This window comes from Natronorubrum halophilum (assembly GCF_003670115.1).
Lineage (GTDB): Archaea > Halobacteriota > Halobacteria > Halobacteriales > Natrialbaceae > Natronorubrum > Natronorubrum halophilum.
The window spans coordinates 746,497-761,386 of record NZ_QQTY01000001.1 but is presented as its reverse complement, the minus strand read 5'-3'; the positions used below and the strand labels follow the sequence as shown (position 1 = coordinate 761,386).

The 14,890-nt window shown below is 64.3% G+C and carries 16 protein-coding genes and 1 pseudogene; 5 read left to right on the top strand and 12 right to left on the bottom strand.

Annotated elements, in window-relative coordinates:
- The first annotated feature begins 355 nt into the window (after positions 1–355).
- On the top strand, positions 356–1,555 hold the full coding sequence (locus tag DWB23_RS03695) for a Cdc6/Cdc18 family protein (RefSeq protein ID WP_121741439.1): 1,200 nt from the start codon (positions 356–358) through the stop codon (positions 1,553–1,555).
- Positions 1,556–1,607: 52 nt separating this feature from the next.
- Here DWB23_RS03695 and DWB23_RS03690 read toward each other — a convergent pair whose 3' ends face one another.
- From DWB23_RS03690 to DWB23_RS23680, 3 genes are all read right to left on the bottom strand, one after another.
- Positions 1,608–1,964, bottom strand: coding sequence for a hypothetical protein (locus DWB23_RS03690; RefSeq protein WP_121741914.1), 357 nt, complete (start codon positions 1,962–1,964; stop codon positions 1,608–1,610).
- Between the two features lie 164 nt (positions 1,965–2,128).
- Positions 2,129–2,977, bottom strand: a complete 849-nt coding sequence (locus DWB23_RS03685; RefSeq protein ID WP_121741438.1) for a type 1 glutamine amidotransferase — start codon at positions 2,975–2,977, stop codon at positions 2,129–2,131.
- A 221-nt stretch (positions 2,978–3,198) separates the two neighbouring features.
- Positions 3,199–3,324, bottom strand: coding sequence for a hypothetical protein (locus DWB23_RS23680; RefSeq protein WP_275086282.1), 126 nt, complete (start codon positions 3,322–3,324; stop codon positions 3,199–3,201).
- A gap of 33 nt (positions 3,325–3,357) precedes the next feature.
- On the opposite strand from DWB23_RS23680, the gene DWB23_RS03680 reads away from it, so the two are divergent.
- Complete coding sequence (locus DWB23_RS03680) at positions 3,358–4,476, top strand: tRNA (guanine(26)-N(2))-dimethyltransferase (RefSeq protein WP_121741437.1); 1,119 nt, start codon at positions 3,358–3,360, stop codon at positions 4,474–4,476.
- 101 nt (positions 4,477–4,577) lie between these two features.
- Here the strand turns inward: DWB23_RS03680 and DWB23_RS03675 are convergent, their stop codons facing one another.
- Positions 4,578–4,781: a hypothetical protein gene (locus tag DWB23_RS03675; RefSeq protein WP_121741436.1), complete on the bottom strand. Its 204-nt coding sequence runs from the start codon at positions 4,779–4,781 to the stop codon at positions 4,578–4,580.
- Positions 4,782–5,096: 315 nt separating this feature from the next.
- On the opposite strand from DWB23_RS03675, the gene DWB23_RS03670 reads away from it, so the two are divergent.
- Positions 5,097–6,413 carry a YihY/virulence factor BrkB family protein gene (locus DWB23_RS03670; protein ID WP_121741435.1) on the top strand — a complete coding sequence of 439 codons (1,317 nt, stop codon included), beginning with the start codon at positions 5,097–5,099 and terminating at the stop codon, positions 6,411–6,413.
- A 178-nt stretch (positions 6,414–6,591) separates the two neighbouring features.
- Here DWB23_RS03670 and DWB23_RS03665 read toward each other — a convergent pair whose 3' ends face one another.
- From DWB23_RS03665 to DWB23_RS03640, 5 genes and pseudogenes are all read right to left on the bottom strand, one after another.
- The gene (locus DWB23_RS03665; RefSeq protein WP_121741434.1) at positions 6,592–7,389 is read right to left on the bottom strand and encodes an alpha/beta fold hydrolase; all 798 of its coding nucleotides are present in this window, start codon (positions 7,387–7,389) and stop codon (positions 6,592–6,594) included.
- Positions 7,390–7,471: 82 nt separating this feature from the next.
- Positions 7,472–8,122 carry a hypothetical protein gene (locus tag DWB23_RS03660; RefSeq protein WP_121741433.1) on the bottom strand — a complete coding sequence of 217 codons (651 nt, stop codon included), beginning with the start codon at positions 8,120–8,122 and terminating at the stop codon, positions 7,472–7,474.
- A 179-nt stretch (positions 8,123–8,301) separates the two neighbouring features.
- Complete coding sequence (locus tag DWB23_RS03655; protein WP_121741432.1) at positions 8,302–8,904, bottom strand: hypothetical protein; 603 nt, start codon at positions 8,902–8,904, stop codon at positions 8,302–8,304.
- A 771-nt stretch (positions 8,905–9,675) separates the two neighbouring features.
- A pseudogene (locus DWB23_RS23940) lies at positions 9,676–9,850 on the bottom strand (aldehyde dehydrogenase family protein); the annotation flags it as partial.
- A 15-nt stretch (positions 9,851–9,865) separates the two neighbouring features.
- Entirely contained in the window at positions 9,866–10,855 is a 990-nt protein-coding gene (locus DWB23_RS03640) for a DMT family transporter (RefSeq protein WP_121741430.1), read from the bottom strand.
- A gap of 269 nt (positions 10,856–11,124) precedes the next feature.
- Between DWB23_RS03640 and DWB23_RS03635 the strand changes: the two genes are divergently transcribed.
- Positions 11,125–11,922: a helix-turn-helix transcriptional regulator gene (locus DWB23_RS03635; RefSeq protein WP_121741429.1), complete on the top strand. Its 798-nt coding sequence runs from the start codon at positions 11,125–11,127 to the stop codon at positions 11,920–11,922.
- A 61-nt stretch (positions 11,923–11,983) separates the two neighbouring features.
- On the opposite strand, the gene DWB23_RS03630 is transcribed toward DWB23_RS03635, so the two are convergent.
- On the bottom strand, positions 11,984–12,646 hold the full coding sequence (locus DWB23_RS03630) for an AIM24 family protein (RefSeq protein ID WP_121741428.1): 663 nt from the start codon (positions 12,644–12,646) through the stop codon (positions 11,984–11,986).
- Positions 12,647–12,681: 35 nt separating this feature from the next.
- Here DWB23_RS03630 and DWB23_RS03625 point away from each other — a divergent pair, with 35 nt between their 5' ends.
- Positions 12,682–12,924: a hypothetical protein gene (locus DWB23_RS03625; RefSeq protein WP_121741427.1), complete on the top strand. Its 243-nt coding sequence runs from the start codon at positions 12,682–12,684 to the stop codon at positions 12,922–12,924.
- A 9-nt stretch (positions 12,925–12,933) separates the two neighbouring features.
- On the opposite strand, the gene DWB23_RS03620 is transcribed toward DWB23_RS03625, so the two are convergent.
- Together DWB23_RS03620 and DWB23_RS03615 are read right to left on the bottom strand one after the other, a co-directional pair.
- A complete protein-coding gene (locus DWB23_RS03620; RefSeq protein WP_121741426.1) occupies positions 12,934–13,815 on the bottom strand; it encodes an ABC transporter permease in 882 nt (293 codons plus the stop codon).
- Entirely contained in the window at positions 13,812–14,879 is a 1,068-nt protein-coding gene (locus DWB23_RS03615) for an ABC transporter ATP-binding protein (RefSeq protein ID WP_121741425.1), read from the bottom strand. The genes DWB23_RS03620 and DWB23_RS03615 overlap by 4 nt, the downstream gene beginning before the upstream one ends.
- Positions 14,880–14,890: the final 11 nt, after the last annotated feature.

Below are 14,890 nucleotides of genomic sequence, written 5' to 3'. Positions count from 1 at the left end.
GGAATTCCGCGTCGTTCACCTCGATCGTATTGCCGGGCGAAACCCCGGAGGGGGACTCTTCGGTTCGACCGAAACTGAAAGCCGGTTACGTCCGACCGCAAATCATCGCGTTCGACGGCAAACCGTGCGCCCGTCAGTCCGCAGGCGGTCCGAACGCGACTCTCGCTATACAGCGGCATTCGGGGGTCCGATCCGTCTATACAGCGGAACTCCGGGGTTAAATCGAGACTATACAGCGGCACCGAGGGGTGTAGCTCCCAGTCCTCAGCCACTCTATCTCAAAATTTGTGCATATACAGCGGCAACCAGGCTCCGAACGTTTAAGAACGGGGCGGGTGATATCTCCGATAACTGAATGTCGGATTCCACGGACTACTTCGGGAGCGAAAACGAGATCTTCCAGAACAAAGAGCTCCTGCAAGTCTCACACCTTCCCGACGGCGACCGAATCATCGGTCGCGAAGACGAACTGATGAACCTCGCGAACGCGATCAAACCGGCGACTCGAGGCAATACGCCGAACAACGTGCTCGTCTACGGAAAGACGGGAACGGGCAAGTCGCTCTGTTCGAAGTTCATCACGAATCAGGCCGTCGAGCGGGCCAAGGGAAACGATATTTCGATCGGCGTCGCCTACGTCGACTGCCTGCAGGAATCGACGGAAACGCAGGCCGTTCAGTCGACCGGCCACCAGCTCAACGAGCAGGACGAAACGGAGATTTCGATCCCCCACTCGGGGTTGAGCACGTCCGAGTACTACCGTCGACTGTGGCGCATCGTCGACACTCGCTACGACGTCGCGTTGATCATCCTCGACGAAGTGGACAAGATCGAAGACGACGATATCCTGATGCAGCTCTCGAGGGCGGTCGAGTCCGGCAAACTCACCGAGAGCACGGTCGGCGTCATCGGCATCTCGAACAAGGTTCGGTACAAGGACTCGCTGGACGAGCGCATCAAATCGAGCCTCTGCGAACGCGAGTACGTCTTCTCGCCGTACGACGCGAACCAGATCCGAGAGATCCTGCGCTCGCGCTCGGACGCGTTCCACGAGGGCGTCCTCGAGGACAGCGTCGTGCCGCGCGTGGCCGCCCTCGCGGCCCGCGAACACGGCGACGCGCGGAAGGCGATCGACATTCTCCGCTTTGCCGGCGAGATCGCCGAGGAGAACGATCACGGCTCAGTCACGGAGTCCTGTGTCGATCAAGCCCACGAACGCGAGGAAACCAGCCGCCTCGCCGAACTCATCTCCAAGAGCCCCAGCCACGCGAAACTGGTCCTCGAGGCGATGGCACTGCTCACCCAGCAAAAGGAAGGCGACGACGCCCCCGTACGGACGAACGAGGTGTACGAACTCTACAAACGCCTCTGTGATCGCGACCAGTCCGAACACCTGAAGCTCCGCCGCGTCCGGGACATTCTCTCGGAACTCGAGTTCCTCTCGATCATCGAACAGGAGCGCAAGTGGGCCGGTAAGGGGAAGGGCAACTACATGGAAAACCGGTTGATCGACGACTCGGAGGTCATTATCGCGGCCTGTAACGAGTCCGATTAACGAACACCGGCCGTTTATTTTCGATTCGGTTCGAGGTGACAGTGCGGCGATCTCAGAGCAGTTCCCGGACCTCCGAGTACCACATATCGTGGTAGTCGACGTGTCCCACTCGGCGGGCTATCTCGACGGCGAGGACGTGCCAACAGCGATCGGTCGGATCGTCAGCATCGAGGTTGTACTCGCTGTCCTTGCACGTACAGCCGCCGTCCTCGACGATGTACTCGTCGTCGTAGCCGACGACGATCGTAAAGTCGCGGTAGGTTTTCACCCGGTTCTCGCCGACGGCTTCGATCGCACGGACCCCGCGGTCGCCGTGGACGCGGGAGATCTGCCCGACGAGTTCGGGCGTGAGTTCGCCCGCTTCCTCGAGTTGGGCCTGCCATCGCTCGACGGGGGTCCGTTCGCTCACGTCGGTCACTCCGTACTGGACTGTGAAATCGGTTTGGTTTGCTCGAATACTCGGGTTCGTGACTGATCGGCCGCGCTGAACGGCTACCGACTTCGCGTACCCGACGTCGCTGTATGGTCGCAGGACGGACGACCGTATCGCACGCTGGATTGGGGCGCGACGATTCAGGACGACGTACTCGAGTCGACCGGCGATTCGAGGCGCTCCGTCGCGACGGCGTCGGCACCAGCGCTGACGTCGGGGCCGACGGCGGCACCGGCAGCGTCCGTGGCCTCGAGACGAACGTTTCGTTTCTCCTGGACGAACTCGGTGAAGTTGTCGAACAACCGTTTGGCCTCACAGGCGGCCTCGTAGCTCTCGGCGTCGATTCCCTCGAGGACGGCCCGAATCCGCGCCGCCTCGAGTTCGCCGTCTTTCCCGGCCGTGACTCGCTCCGCCGTCGTCGCGTCGTACTCGGGGTGAAATTGGACGGCGAAGACGCGCTCCCGCTGGAAGCCGTGGATTCCGTACTCGTTTCTGGCGAACACCGTCGCTCCCGGCGGCGCTTCGGCCACGCGGTCCGAGTGCGTCGTGAAGGCGGTGAACCGATCGTCGACGCCCGTCAACAGCCGGTTCGCGCCGTCGTGTTCGACGGTCCGGTAGCCGATCTCGTACTCGCCCATGTCCTCGACGCGACCGCCGAGTACGTCCGCGAGGAGCTGGTGACCGTAACAGACGCCTAGAAACGGCAACCCGGCCTCCACGGCCTCGCCGACCCACGCTTTCAGCGCGCCGATCCACGCTTCGTCCCAGTAGACGGAGGCGCTCGAGCCGGTGACGACGCAGGCGTCGAACTCGAACGTCTCGGGGAGTTCGTTCGACGGGCAGTGAAATTCGACGAATTCGGCCTCGAGCTCTCGTTCGAAGTTTTCCCGGGTGGTGTCGCGTTCGTGCGCCGCGTTCAACAGCGCGATCCGCAACTGATCGGATCCCTCGTCGCTCCCGTCGCGGTCGGTAGTTGACGGTTCGGTCACGGGGCAATCCGCCCCGTCAAATCCGGTGCGTTCCAGCGGCCGAGCGTTCGGAAATCGTCGCGTGTCAAGGGTTCCCAATCCATCGATAGCTACTATACGGGACGGCGACTACATAAGAGTTCCTCACGAACGGGTCGATATAGGCGTGATTTCACATCATTCATCATCGTTCTTCCCAGTACTGCTGGACGAACGTCTCACAAATTCTCGAAATAGGGGGATCATCGCAGAAACAGTGCGGGATCGCGGGAGGAAACGGCTCCTCGAGCCGAGCGGCCGGTGACCGCTACCGCGTTCACCGACTGCTGTTCGACGGCGAGGACACCGCCGCCGTCGTCGGAGACCACGCCGTTTTTCGCGGTCGCCCGCCGACAGCAGGTATGCGCGTCACCGAGGGCGGGGTCGAACTCGAGGTCCCCGGCGAGCAGACGGAAGGTATCGAGGAATCCGTTTTCTACAATCCGCGACAGGAGTTGAATCGGGATCTGACGATCGCAACGCTGCGTGCGTTCCGAAAGTGCGAGGGCCGCGCCGGATCGTACCTCGACGCGATGGCGGCCAGCGGTATCCGCGGCGTCCGCGCGGCCGCCGACGACTGGCGGGTGACCTGCTGTGACGTCAACGAGGAAGCGGTCGACCTCGCGCGCCGGAACCTCGAGCGAAACGGCATCGAGAACGCGTCGGTCGAACACCGGAACGTCAACGCGCTCATGCACGAGAACATGTTCGACGTGATCGACCTCGACCCCTACGGAACGCCGATGCCCTTCGCCGACGCGGCGTTCTCGCGCTGTCGCGACCTGGTCTGCGTGACGGCGACCGACACCGCGCCGCTCTGTGGTGCACACTTCAACAGCGGCGTCCGCTCCTACGGGGCGCATCCCCAGAACACCGAGTATCACACGGAGATGGGCGTGCGAATCCTGCTCTCCGCACTCGCCCGCAGCGCCGCTCGCTTCGACGTCGGCATCGAACCGATCCTCACCCACGCGACGAGTCACTACGTTCGGACCTACCTCGAACTCGACCGCAAAGCCACGGCAGCCGACGCCTCGCTCGAGCAACTCGGCCACCTCTCTCACTGCGAGGACTGTCTCCACCGCGAGACCGAGTTCGGTCTCGTCGCGGATCCCCTCGACGTCTGCCCGAACTGCGGGAGCGAGCGACTCCTCGTCGCCGGGCCGGTGTGGCTCGGCCCGTACCGCGACCGCGAGTTCGTCGCCGCGGTCCGCGAGGAGATTCCGTATACGTTCGGAACGGCCCCGAAGGCGCGAGAACTCCTCGAGACGATCGCGGCCGAACTCGACGAACCGATGTACTACGACCAGCACAAACTGTGTAAGAACTGGGGGCTGCCCGCGAACGCGATGGACGAGTTCCTCGCCGACCTTCGGGCGGCGGGGTACGACGCGTCGGAATCCCACTACGGAGGCACGACGTTCAAATCGGACGCCAGCGTCGGCGAGATTCGCGCGGCGACCGAAGATAACCTCGTCTGATCCCTCTCCAGATCGTCTACTCACCCTCGATATCGTTCGATCGACGTCGATATCATCCGATCGCTCTCGACGCGGGCGGTATCGGTGACTCGGGCGGTTGGTCACTCCTCGTCGCTTGCGTACAACCTCACGAGTCGACACTCGGGACAACAGACGCCCTGCAGGGTGGCCCTGTTTTTCAGGCCGAGTTTCCCGAGGAGTCCGTCACGGCTCCCGGTCGCGATAGAGAGGCGCATGCTCTCGCCGTCACGGACGGGAACCGGTTCCATCGTCACGCCGCAGTCGGGACACCGTCGTTGTTCCATGTAGAGAGGACGGCGTGACAGAAAAAACCGACTTCGGTTTGCGAGCACTCTTCGCGCGCGATACCAGTAAGACAGCAGTCAACGACCACGGCGTTCGACGGCGGAAACGACAAGCTACAGCCAAACGAGGGCGTTCGCACGTGCGACTATCCGTCGAATACTGATAGGGGTACTCGGCTTCCTGTTATGCATGCACCCGTTCCGTTCGCGGTACGCACGGTTCGATCAGCTCCCGTCGCCCGTATCGCCGGCCCCCGAACTGCAGGCCTGTGCCACACGATCACATATTGTGCTGGCCCCCGACACGGACGACACGTGATCGACCAGAGACGGGGCCTCGAGCTCGCGGTCAAGGCCGTCGGACTCGCCCGCAGTGAACAGTTGACGCTCCTGGCGGCCGGGGTCGCCTTCTACGGCTTCATCTCGCTCGTCCCGCTGATGTTGCTCGCGCTGGGAATCACAGCCTCTCTCGGCGGGGAGGCGCTCGCGGATCAGCTGACGGCCGCGGCCAGCGACGTGCTCACGCCGTCGGCCCAGGACGTCCTCGCGGAAACGGTCCTCGACGACACCGGGCGACAGAGCGCGACCGTCGTCGGCGCGCTCGGTCTGCTGTGGGGCTCGAGTCGAGTCCTTCGCGGTCTCGACCGAGCGTTTTCCCAGGTGTACGGCACCGCAGCGTCGAAGTCGCTGCTCGATACGTTCTGGGACGCGATGGTCGTCTCCATCGCGATCTCGATCGGCCTCACGCTCGTCGCCATCCTCGAGTTCCTGATCCAGACCGCGCCGTTCGTCGGCGCGTCCGTCTTCGGCCCGCCGCTGATCGTGTTGGGGTTGATCGCCACGTTCCTGCCGCTATACGTCGTCTTCCCGAACGCGAACGTCGGCTTACAGGAGGCCGTTCCAGGGACGGTCGTGGCCGCCGTCGGCTGGTTCGCGCTGAGTCGAGCGTTCTCGCTGTACACCAGATTTGCGGGAGATTACACCCTCTACGGCGCTCTCGGGGCCGTCTTCCTCGTACTCATCTGGCTGTACATCGGCGCGATCATCCTCGTCTTCGGCGCGGTCCTCAACGCCGTCCTCGCCGACCGTGAAGCGGATCGGCAGCTACAAAGTCCCGGCGCTCGACAGTTTTCGCTAGAAGCGATGACCGACGACGCCACGGGTGCCGACGAGGGGGCGACGGAGGACCAAACAGGGACGGGTACGCAAACGGCGGATACGGGAACGAGCGCCCGCCGGAGCGCCCGGACTCGAGACCGATCCGATGACCCCGAAGCCCTCCGGGAGGAGATCGAACGCCTGCGCGACCGCGTGGAGTCGTTCGAGGACGACGTCGAGAGTCGGACCGTCAGAAAGGAGTCCCTCGAGAGCGAACTCAAACGCTACGTCCGCCGCCGATTTCGGCGCGGCCACGCCCGCGACTGGGGACCGTACCTCGTCTTGCTGTACGGGACGGCGATGTCCGTCGCGGCGTTTTACTTCCTCTCGGGCGGCTGGGCCATCCTGGCGATGTTCGTCGTCTGGACCTCGACGCTCGGCGTCTACGCGCTGATGGTGCTGTTCGGCTTCGGCGTCTCGATACTCGGGATTCCCGGCCGCGTCCGCGATACGATCGGCGAGCGGCGCTCCTGAACCGTCGGTTCGCTCGCGTCCTCGGACCCGTTCCGTCTCCGCCTCCCGGCACCCCTTGCGCGAGGCGAGTTCGCTACTGATTGTGAGCGTCGTCTCTCGAATCGCGCCTCGAGGGCCGCCCCTCGTTCGCGGTCCCCGCTTCCTCCAGATCCGCTCGCGTCACGATAATTCCCTCGCCTCACTGCGGAGCGACGACCCGCTGGTGCATGAAGTTCCGAACGCGGGACGTGTACGCCTCCGGTCGGTGGAGGTTGCAGATGTGGCCGACGTCCGCCAGCACCTCGATACGGCCGTCCTGCGCCGCCGCCGCGTGATCCCGCTCGCCGCGGCGCATGATCCTGTCGCGTTCGCCGTTGAGTACGAGCGTCGGTCCGGGATAGCTCGAGAGTTTCGCCCGGAAATCCTCGCCCGCGATGTCGGGTCCCGCGTCCCCGAACTGTTTCGGATAGATTCCCCCATCGAGAATCGCTCGTTGGACGTCTTCGGGAAGCTCCCGGTTGCGAACCCATCGCTCGCCGAGCCGTTCGACGGCGCGCTCGCCGATATCGGGGTTCGTCGCGGCCCGGGATATCCCGCCGGTGACTCGAGTGAGCGTCTCCATCCCGCCGATCGGGTTCGCACTGCACCCCGACAGTACCAAGCCGTCGATGTCGTCGGGGTGGCGATAGGCGTACTCCGTCGCAACGTAGCCGCCCAGCGAGAGCCCGACCAACACTGCGCTTCCGCCCGTGTAGCGCTCGATCACCGCCTCGAGCAGATCGATCGCGGGATCCATTCGGAACGTCTCGTCCGCCCGAACGCCGTGTCCCGGCAGGTCCGGTGCCACGACCCGGTACTCGTCGGACAGTCCGTGCATCTGCGGGAGCCACATCGCCCGCGTGAACATCGCGCCGTGGAGAAACACGATCGACTGGCCGTCCTCCGGACCAGCGACGTCGATACCTTCGAGTTCGCCGTCACCGCGTCGTCGAGCCATAGCCGTCGTATCACGAGGTGCGACTTAGTTTTCGGGCCGGAACACACAGCGGCGGCGCAACCGCACTTCGAGCGACCGCGTCTCACTGGTCGCCGGCGTCCGACTCCTCGTCTCGAGCGATCCGCCGCGCTTCGGGTCCGTCCTCGAAATTCGATCGCTCCGCACCTTCGGTCGTCGGCCCACCGCCGCTCGGATCCGCGTCGCGAACCGCATCCGGATCCATCTCGGCGTCCGTCCGCCGGGGCTGTTCGCCGGGGTCGACCGTGGCGTCCGTCCGCCGCGGTTCATCGTCGAGGTCGACAGCGGCGTCGGTCGAGCGGTGTTCGTCGTCCGGTTCAACGGCGGTGCCGGTCCGGGAACTGGTGTCGCCGGGATCGAACTCGGCCTCCGGTTCCTGTCGCGTCAGCTCGGTCGGATCGGCCTCGAGACCACGGTCGACCCCGCTTTCGCGGATCGAGTCCGTTTCCTCGAGCGTCTCCTCGCCGGCCGTCGGCAGGTCCCCCTCGAGTCGGACCGCATCGTCGGTGATTTCGCGAACGGAATCGCCGCTTATCGGGCGGGTTTCTTCGGCCACGCTGTCCCACCCGATCGAGGATTTGATCGAGTCGACGGCACCCGATTTCGGCCTGACGTGGGCGAGATCGCCGTCGACCGACGCGACCACGCCGATCTCCTCGTCAGCGTCGTTCACGACGGCTTTGTCGACCTCGTCGTCCGTAAACGTTGCACACATGGTCGATCCTATCCGAGTTCGAGATAAGCCGGTGGTGCCTGCAATCGTCTGGCGGGGCTCGAGAAACGGTACTGATTCCGCGGCGTCGGTGTTCGGGACCGATGCGGCCCGCTCGTACTCGCGGGTCGCAGAAGATCGTATTCGAAAAACGTGATCGATCTCGCGTTCGAGTCGCGTTCTCAGTCGTCGAAACCGGGTTTCATGTAGGTCGCGGCGACGAGCAAAATGACGCCGAGGAACGCGAACATCATGAGTCCGGCTGCCCCGGAGACGATGCTCAGTTCCGGACCGACGGTGAACAGTGCCGATCCCTGATACCCCGTCCATCCGAACATCACTGCGACGAGAAAACTGAGCGCCGAGACGACCGCGGCACCGATCTGAAATCGGGTGTTGAACGGGCCGATGCCGCCCGCGTTCGACGTCGAGTTCGGTGTCGAACCCACCGAGTCGTTCGTCGAACCCGCCGAGCCGTCCGCGGAGCCCGTTTCGGCGTCCGTTCGGTCCGTCGACTCGCCCGCCGGCGTCGGCGCGTTCGCCCTCGAGAACCCTTCAGCGAGGTGGACGCGCGTCTCGGAGATTTCACGGATGTCGTTTTCGTGGAGAATGAACGGACCGCCGATCTCGTCCCACCCGAAGCGGGCTTTGATTGCATCGACGACGTCGGGTGCCGGTTCGACGCGAGCCGTCCCCGTTTCGAGCGAGGCTACGGTTCCGATCACCTTTCCGTCGGTTCGTTCGACCGGCTTACCGACGTCATCGTCGGTGAAAGTCGCACACATAAGTAGTTCAACCAGCCGGAAAGCCCGTAAACCCTCTGATTCGTTCGTCCAAGATCGATTCTGTCGCCGCCGGTGAACGTCGAATCGTGACGGTGATCCTCGCGCAGTTCTCGAGCGAGTTCGGATTGCTCGCAGAGCGCGGACGAGGGCCGTGACGAACGTCGGACGAGCGCACCCTTCCGGCGCTCACTCGATCGGGAACCCTCAAGCGATTCGATCGGATGCACGACGTCGGATCGATCGCGCGCTATCCGTCGAGGACCGTCGTCGCGAGTGTCCCGTCTAAACTCACGCTCCCGGCGCACCTCGCGTTCCGGTCTCCGTCACTGACGACCGGGATTCGGCCGGCGAATAACGAGGGATGGAAGACGACTTCGTTACTCGAGATAGCCAGTGGAACCCGCGATCAGTAGCGACTGAGTAGTTTAATTACCGCTACAAACCGATCGAACCACGTACGGGTGGCGCGCGCTGAACGGCGACGAACGACCAGTGAGTCGCCGTTCGACAATGTGCGAGGGATGAGTGAGCGAGAGCGCGGCGCGTAGCGCCGCGGACGCGAACGGCATAGCCGTGAGCACGAGCGAGCGTTAGCGCGGGACCGACGGTCCCGCGAACCATCCGAACGGACGCTTCGCGTCCGTGAGGAGAAATCGGCTGGGAGGTCGTGGATAACACCGTGTCCAGCAACTGCAGGACCCATCCAGTCACCGGATTCGTTTCGGAAACGGAGTCGCGATAGACAGAAACCGCGCGTTCGACGGCGATCGGTTACCGATCCCGCTCCTCGAGGTTCACCGAGACGTTCTTGGTCTGGTGGTACGAATCGAGCGCCTCGAGGCCCTTCTCGCGGCCGATACCGCTCTTTTCCATCCGCCGAACGCGGTTTCGATCGAGTACCGAACCACTCGTTGACGGAGACGCTCTCCGCGTCGATGCGACGAGATGCGCCGGGCGTCGATTAGTCGGATCGGTAGCCGCGCGGTTCTTCCGTGGCGGCCGTCCGTTCGTCCGAGACGACCGTTTCAACCACCCGCTCGGGCAGCAACGATCGAACGTCCACCGACTCGCTGCCGATGACGGCGAAGCCGGCGAAGATCGTCAGGAAACCGACGAGCGCCAGCGGCGCGATCCGTTCGTCGAGGAGCGCCCACCCGCCGAGCGTCGAGACGACCGGAACGACGTAGAAGATCAGGTTCGCCTTGATCGCACCCGTCGACTCGAGCAGGCCGAAGTAGGCGATGTAAGCGAGGACGCCGGCCACGACGCTGACGTAGCCGAGCGCGACGAACGCACTCGAAGACCACGTGATCGCGCCCATCGACTCGCCGGCCGACCACGCGAACGTGTGACAGAGTATCGCCGCGATGGGCAGCCCCCACGCGATTCGAACCGTACTCGAGAGGGTGGCGTTCGATCCGGACCGGCGGATGAGCACGGCCCCGAGCGCGGCGCTGACCGCGCCGGCGAAGAGGATCGCTCGGCCGAGCGCGTCGCCGCCGAGCAGGTTCGCGGGGTCGGGGCTGACTACGAGGGCAACGCCGAGCAGACCGAGAACCATCCCGACCGTTCCGCGAGGCGAGAGGCGCTCGTCCGAGAGGAGCACGGCCGCGAAGACGGGGGTCAGGATGGGGTTGAGGCTGAAGACGATCGCGCCGACGGCGCTGGTCGCGTACTGCTGGCCGACGAACAGGAGCGCGTTCGACAGCCCGATCACGAGGCCGCCGGTTGCGAGGATTCCGACGACGTCGCCCCGGGTTTCGGGCCGGAACTCCTCGCGCGAGGCGGTGAGGGCGACGTAGGACAGCATGACGAGCGCTGCAACGTCGAATCGGAGCGCGACGAACAGGAGCGGCGGGAAGTACTCGAGGCCGGCCTTCGCGGCGACGAACGTGCCGCCGAAGAAGAGGCTCGCGAGGGCGAAAAAGACGAGCGAGCGACGATCCATCATGTTAGGCCGTCACCCCGGTTCTGCGGTCGGACGGGCGGATCGGGGAGGCGGGCCCGGTCCGCGTAGAGGAAAATTGCGTCATCTTGTATCCGAGTAGGAGTGCGAAGGGTATAGGTTAATTCAGAAATCATTTCACGTCGAGAAAACACCCCCTCTCCGGGAAAGGGGCGACTACGGGGGAAAACGGCGCGTAGTCGCCCGCCGGTATCGCGGTGTGAAATTTTTTCACAGTGCGAAAACACTATGGCGTACCGGATCCCAGAACACGTATGGAATCGGCACTCGAGGAGATCGAGTTTCTCGCGCTTTCGGCGAACCGCGTCGACGTACTCAGGCTGCTGTCCGAGGGCGGCCATACGCGGAACGAACTGGCCGCGGAGACGGGCGCTTCGCAGGCGACGCTGGGTCGAATCCTCGGCGATTTTCAGGACCGATCGTGGATCGGGCGCGACGGGAGCGAGTACGCGGCGACCGCGACGGGCCGCCTCGTCGCCTCCGGGTTTACCGATCTCCGGGAGATCATCGAAACCGAACGACGGCTCCGCGGCATCGTCGACTACCTGCCCGCCGATGCGATGACGTTCGATCTGCGACGACTCGCCACCGCGACGATCACGACTCCGAGCCAGACCCGACCGAACGCGCCGCTGTCGCGCCTGCTCGAGTTGCTCGAGGATGCCGACGACGTGCGGACGGTCTCGCACGCGTTCAACGAACAGACCCTCACGGTCGTTCGAGAGCGGACGGCAGACGGCGAGCAGACGTTCGACGGGGTCTTTTCGCGGAGCGCGATCGAAGCGCTCGCCGAGGATACCGGACTTCGAAACTCGCTCGAGGCGCTTCTCGAAACCGACGGTGCGTCGGTTCGGGTTCGCGACGGGGGCGTCCCGCTCGCAGTCATGATCCTCGATGACGTCGTCTATCTGCTCTTGCGCGACGAGCAGGGCGTTCTGCGAGCGTCGATCGATACGGACGACGACGCGGTTCGCTCGTGGGCCCAAGATACGATCGAGGAGTACTGGGAGGCGGCGCAGTCGCTCGAGGACGCTGGGTTCTCACTCGAGTAAGGGCTGGACGCTACACGTCGTCTCTCGTCGAGTCGGTCGAGAACGGAGGTGGCCGACCCCGCTACTGCGGCGTGTGCTCCTCGTATGGCTGGACGACCACGAACCCCTCCGAGCCCGTAAACTCGAGCTGGTAGGTCTCTTCGGAGGACTGTCCGATCATGTTCGAGAGCGCGCTGTCCACGTGACTGTCGGGAGTCGTTTCGCTCCACGCCACGGTCGCGTTAGGATCGGTTCTGACGGGCGGTTGCAGGACCAGCGGGTCGCCGTGGGTCGTGATCGCGACGCTGCCCGGACCCACCAGCGAGACGTTGGTCAGCCCGCCAGCGGAGAAGCCGGCGATGCTCTTGATCGTCCTGATCTCGTAGCTCACCCGGGACTCGAACGCGAGCACGTCGTTTCCGTTGACCGAGATCTCCTCGTCCGCGTCGAGTTCGAGGATCTGGATCTTCTTTTCCTGATCCGCGAGATAGAGGTGTCCGGTACCGGTCGCCTCCATCACCGGCGTTCCCTCGCTCGTCGCTTTCTCCTTGAGAAAGCCCGTAATCCCGCCTTCGGCGGAGGACTTCCCCTTAAACGAGAGGTTACCGTCGTAGGCGATCATCGACCCGGCTTTCGCGATGACGGACCCGTCGAGATCGATATCGAGCAGTTTGCTGTTCTCGAGTTGGAAGGTCTCGCCGCCGGCTTTGGGTTCGTTCTCACTAACGAATTCGTGGATCTTCATGGTAGCTCGAGCCGCTGTCGGCTCTACCGACCTCGTTGGGTGGAGAGAACGAAGTAGTTACTCCTCGAGCAGTTTCGGGTCGGGCGAACGGGTGCCTGCCGATCACTCCTCGTCGGAAGGAAGTCGGCGGCTTCTCGGCGATCATCGTCGTCGGTGCGTCCGCGTTCTCGTTCGTGATCGACGACGTGGTCGAAGCGTCACCGACGCATAGCCTCTCGTCCGCAGTCCCGGAGTCGGTCGTCACGACGACGGTCATCCCGTCGAGGTCGAATACGTGATCGAGGGAGTTACCGGACGTCCGAACTCGAGGCTCTCGAGAGGAGGTATACAGCACCGGACCCGAAGACGAGTCCGAGCCCGATCAGCACGGCGACCGCGGGAACGATCGTGTTGAGCGCTCCGTCGAACGCCGTCACCTCCAGTACGGTCATCACGTCCTCGTCGATCATGATCGCCCGCGCCGCGTCGACGCCGTACGTGACCGGGTTGATGCGGGCGAAAGACTGGATCCAGTTCGGCAACACCTCGAGCGGGAGGAACGCGCTCGAGAGGAAGAGGAGCGGGAACTGCAACAGGTTCGCGCCGATGATCGTCGACTCCTGATCTCGAGTGAGGACTGCGAGCATGTTCGAGAACGCGATGAACCAGAGCGAAAAGAGGATCCCGACGGCGATGATCCCGACGGCACCGACGACGCCAGTGGAAATCTCCGCGCCGAGGAGCACGCCCAGCCCGAGGATGATCGCGATCTGGAGGGCGATCCGGAACACTTCGGCGGCGGTCTTCCCGACGAAGACGGCGGTCCGGTTCATCGGCGAGACGAGCACTTTCTCGAACATGCCATTCTCGATGTCGTTGACCAGTCCGATCCCGGAGGTGACCGCCGACGCGAGCGCGACCTGAATCGCGATGGCCGGGACGAGAAACGTGGTGTAGCCGACGCCCGGACCCAGCCCCTGACTGACGGCCCCGCCGGCGACGTTGCCGAACACCTCCGTGAACAACACGAGGAAGATGAACGGCTGTGCGAGCGAGACGACGAGCACGAACGGATTCCGGACGGCCTTGAGGTTCCACCGTTTGAAGTTGACCCAGACGTCCCCGGCGAACGTGTTCGCGGACCGCGCCACCTCGCGGTCGGCCGTCCGGCTCTCGGTCGGAGTGCTCACGCCGACCCCTCCGTTTCGGCGGCGTCAACGCTGCGTTCGCTCTCGAGGCGCTCGGCATCGACGCGTTCGCCGGTGATCGCCAGGAACACGTCGTCCAGCGTCGGCGCGCGAACGTTGAACCCGGTGACGGTCAACTCCGCGTCCCGGAGTGCGACGAGCAGATCCGTTCCGGACTTTCGGGCCGTCTGGGCGGTGACGCTTATTCCCGTCTCGGTCTCCTCGACGGTCGCATCGCGGAACGCGTCGAACTCCCGAGCGATCCCCGCGGCTCGCGTCCGCGCGTCGGCCCCGTCGCCCAGTTCGATATCGAGGACGTCGCCGCCGACCTGTCGCTTCAGGTCGGCCGGCGACCCGTCGGCGACGATCTCCCCCTCGAGGATCACCGCCAGCCGCTCACAGAGCGTGTCGGCCTCCTCCAAGTACTGCGTCGTCAGGAAGATCGTCGTTCCGCGCTCGTTGATCCGCCTGAAGTACTCCCAGAGTCGGTTGCGCGCCTTCGGGTCGAGGCCGGTCGTCGGTTCGTCGAGAAACACCAGCGGCGGTTGGTGGACCAGCGCCGTTGCGGTGTCGAGGCGTTTTTTCATCCCGCCGGAGAACTCCTCCGAGCGCTTGTCGGCGACTCCCTCGAGATCGACGAGATCGAGTAACTCGGCCGTTCGCGCGTCGCGTTCGCCTCGCGGGACGCCGTAGGCCTCGCACGCGAACCGAATGTTCTCCTCGGCGGTGAGCTCCGGATCGATACTCGTCTCCTGGGCCATGTATCCAATCGATTCACGGATCTTCCGCGGCTCCGTCCGGACGTCGAACCCGTTCACTCGGACCTCGCCGGCGGTCGGTGACAGTAGCGTCGCGAGGACTTTGATCGTCGTCGTCTTGCCCGCGCCGTTCGGGCCGAGAAAGCCGAAGAACTCGCCGTCGGCGACCGTCAGATCGACGCCGCTGACGGCGGTCGTCCCGTCGCCGTATGTGAGCTCGAGACCGTCGATATCGACCGATGCGGTCTCCGACGGCGCAGTTCGATCGATCCGATCCCCGGAGTTCGCCACCGATTGTTCGTTCGGCATACTGTTCGTAA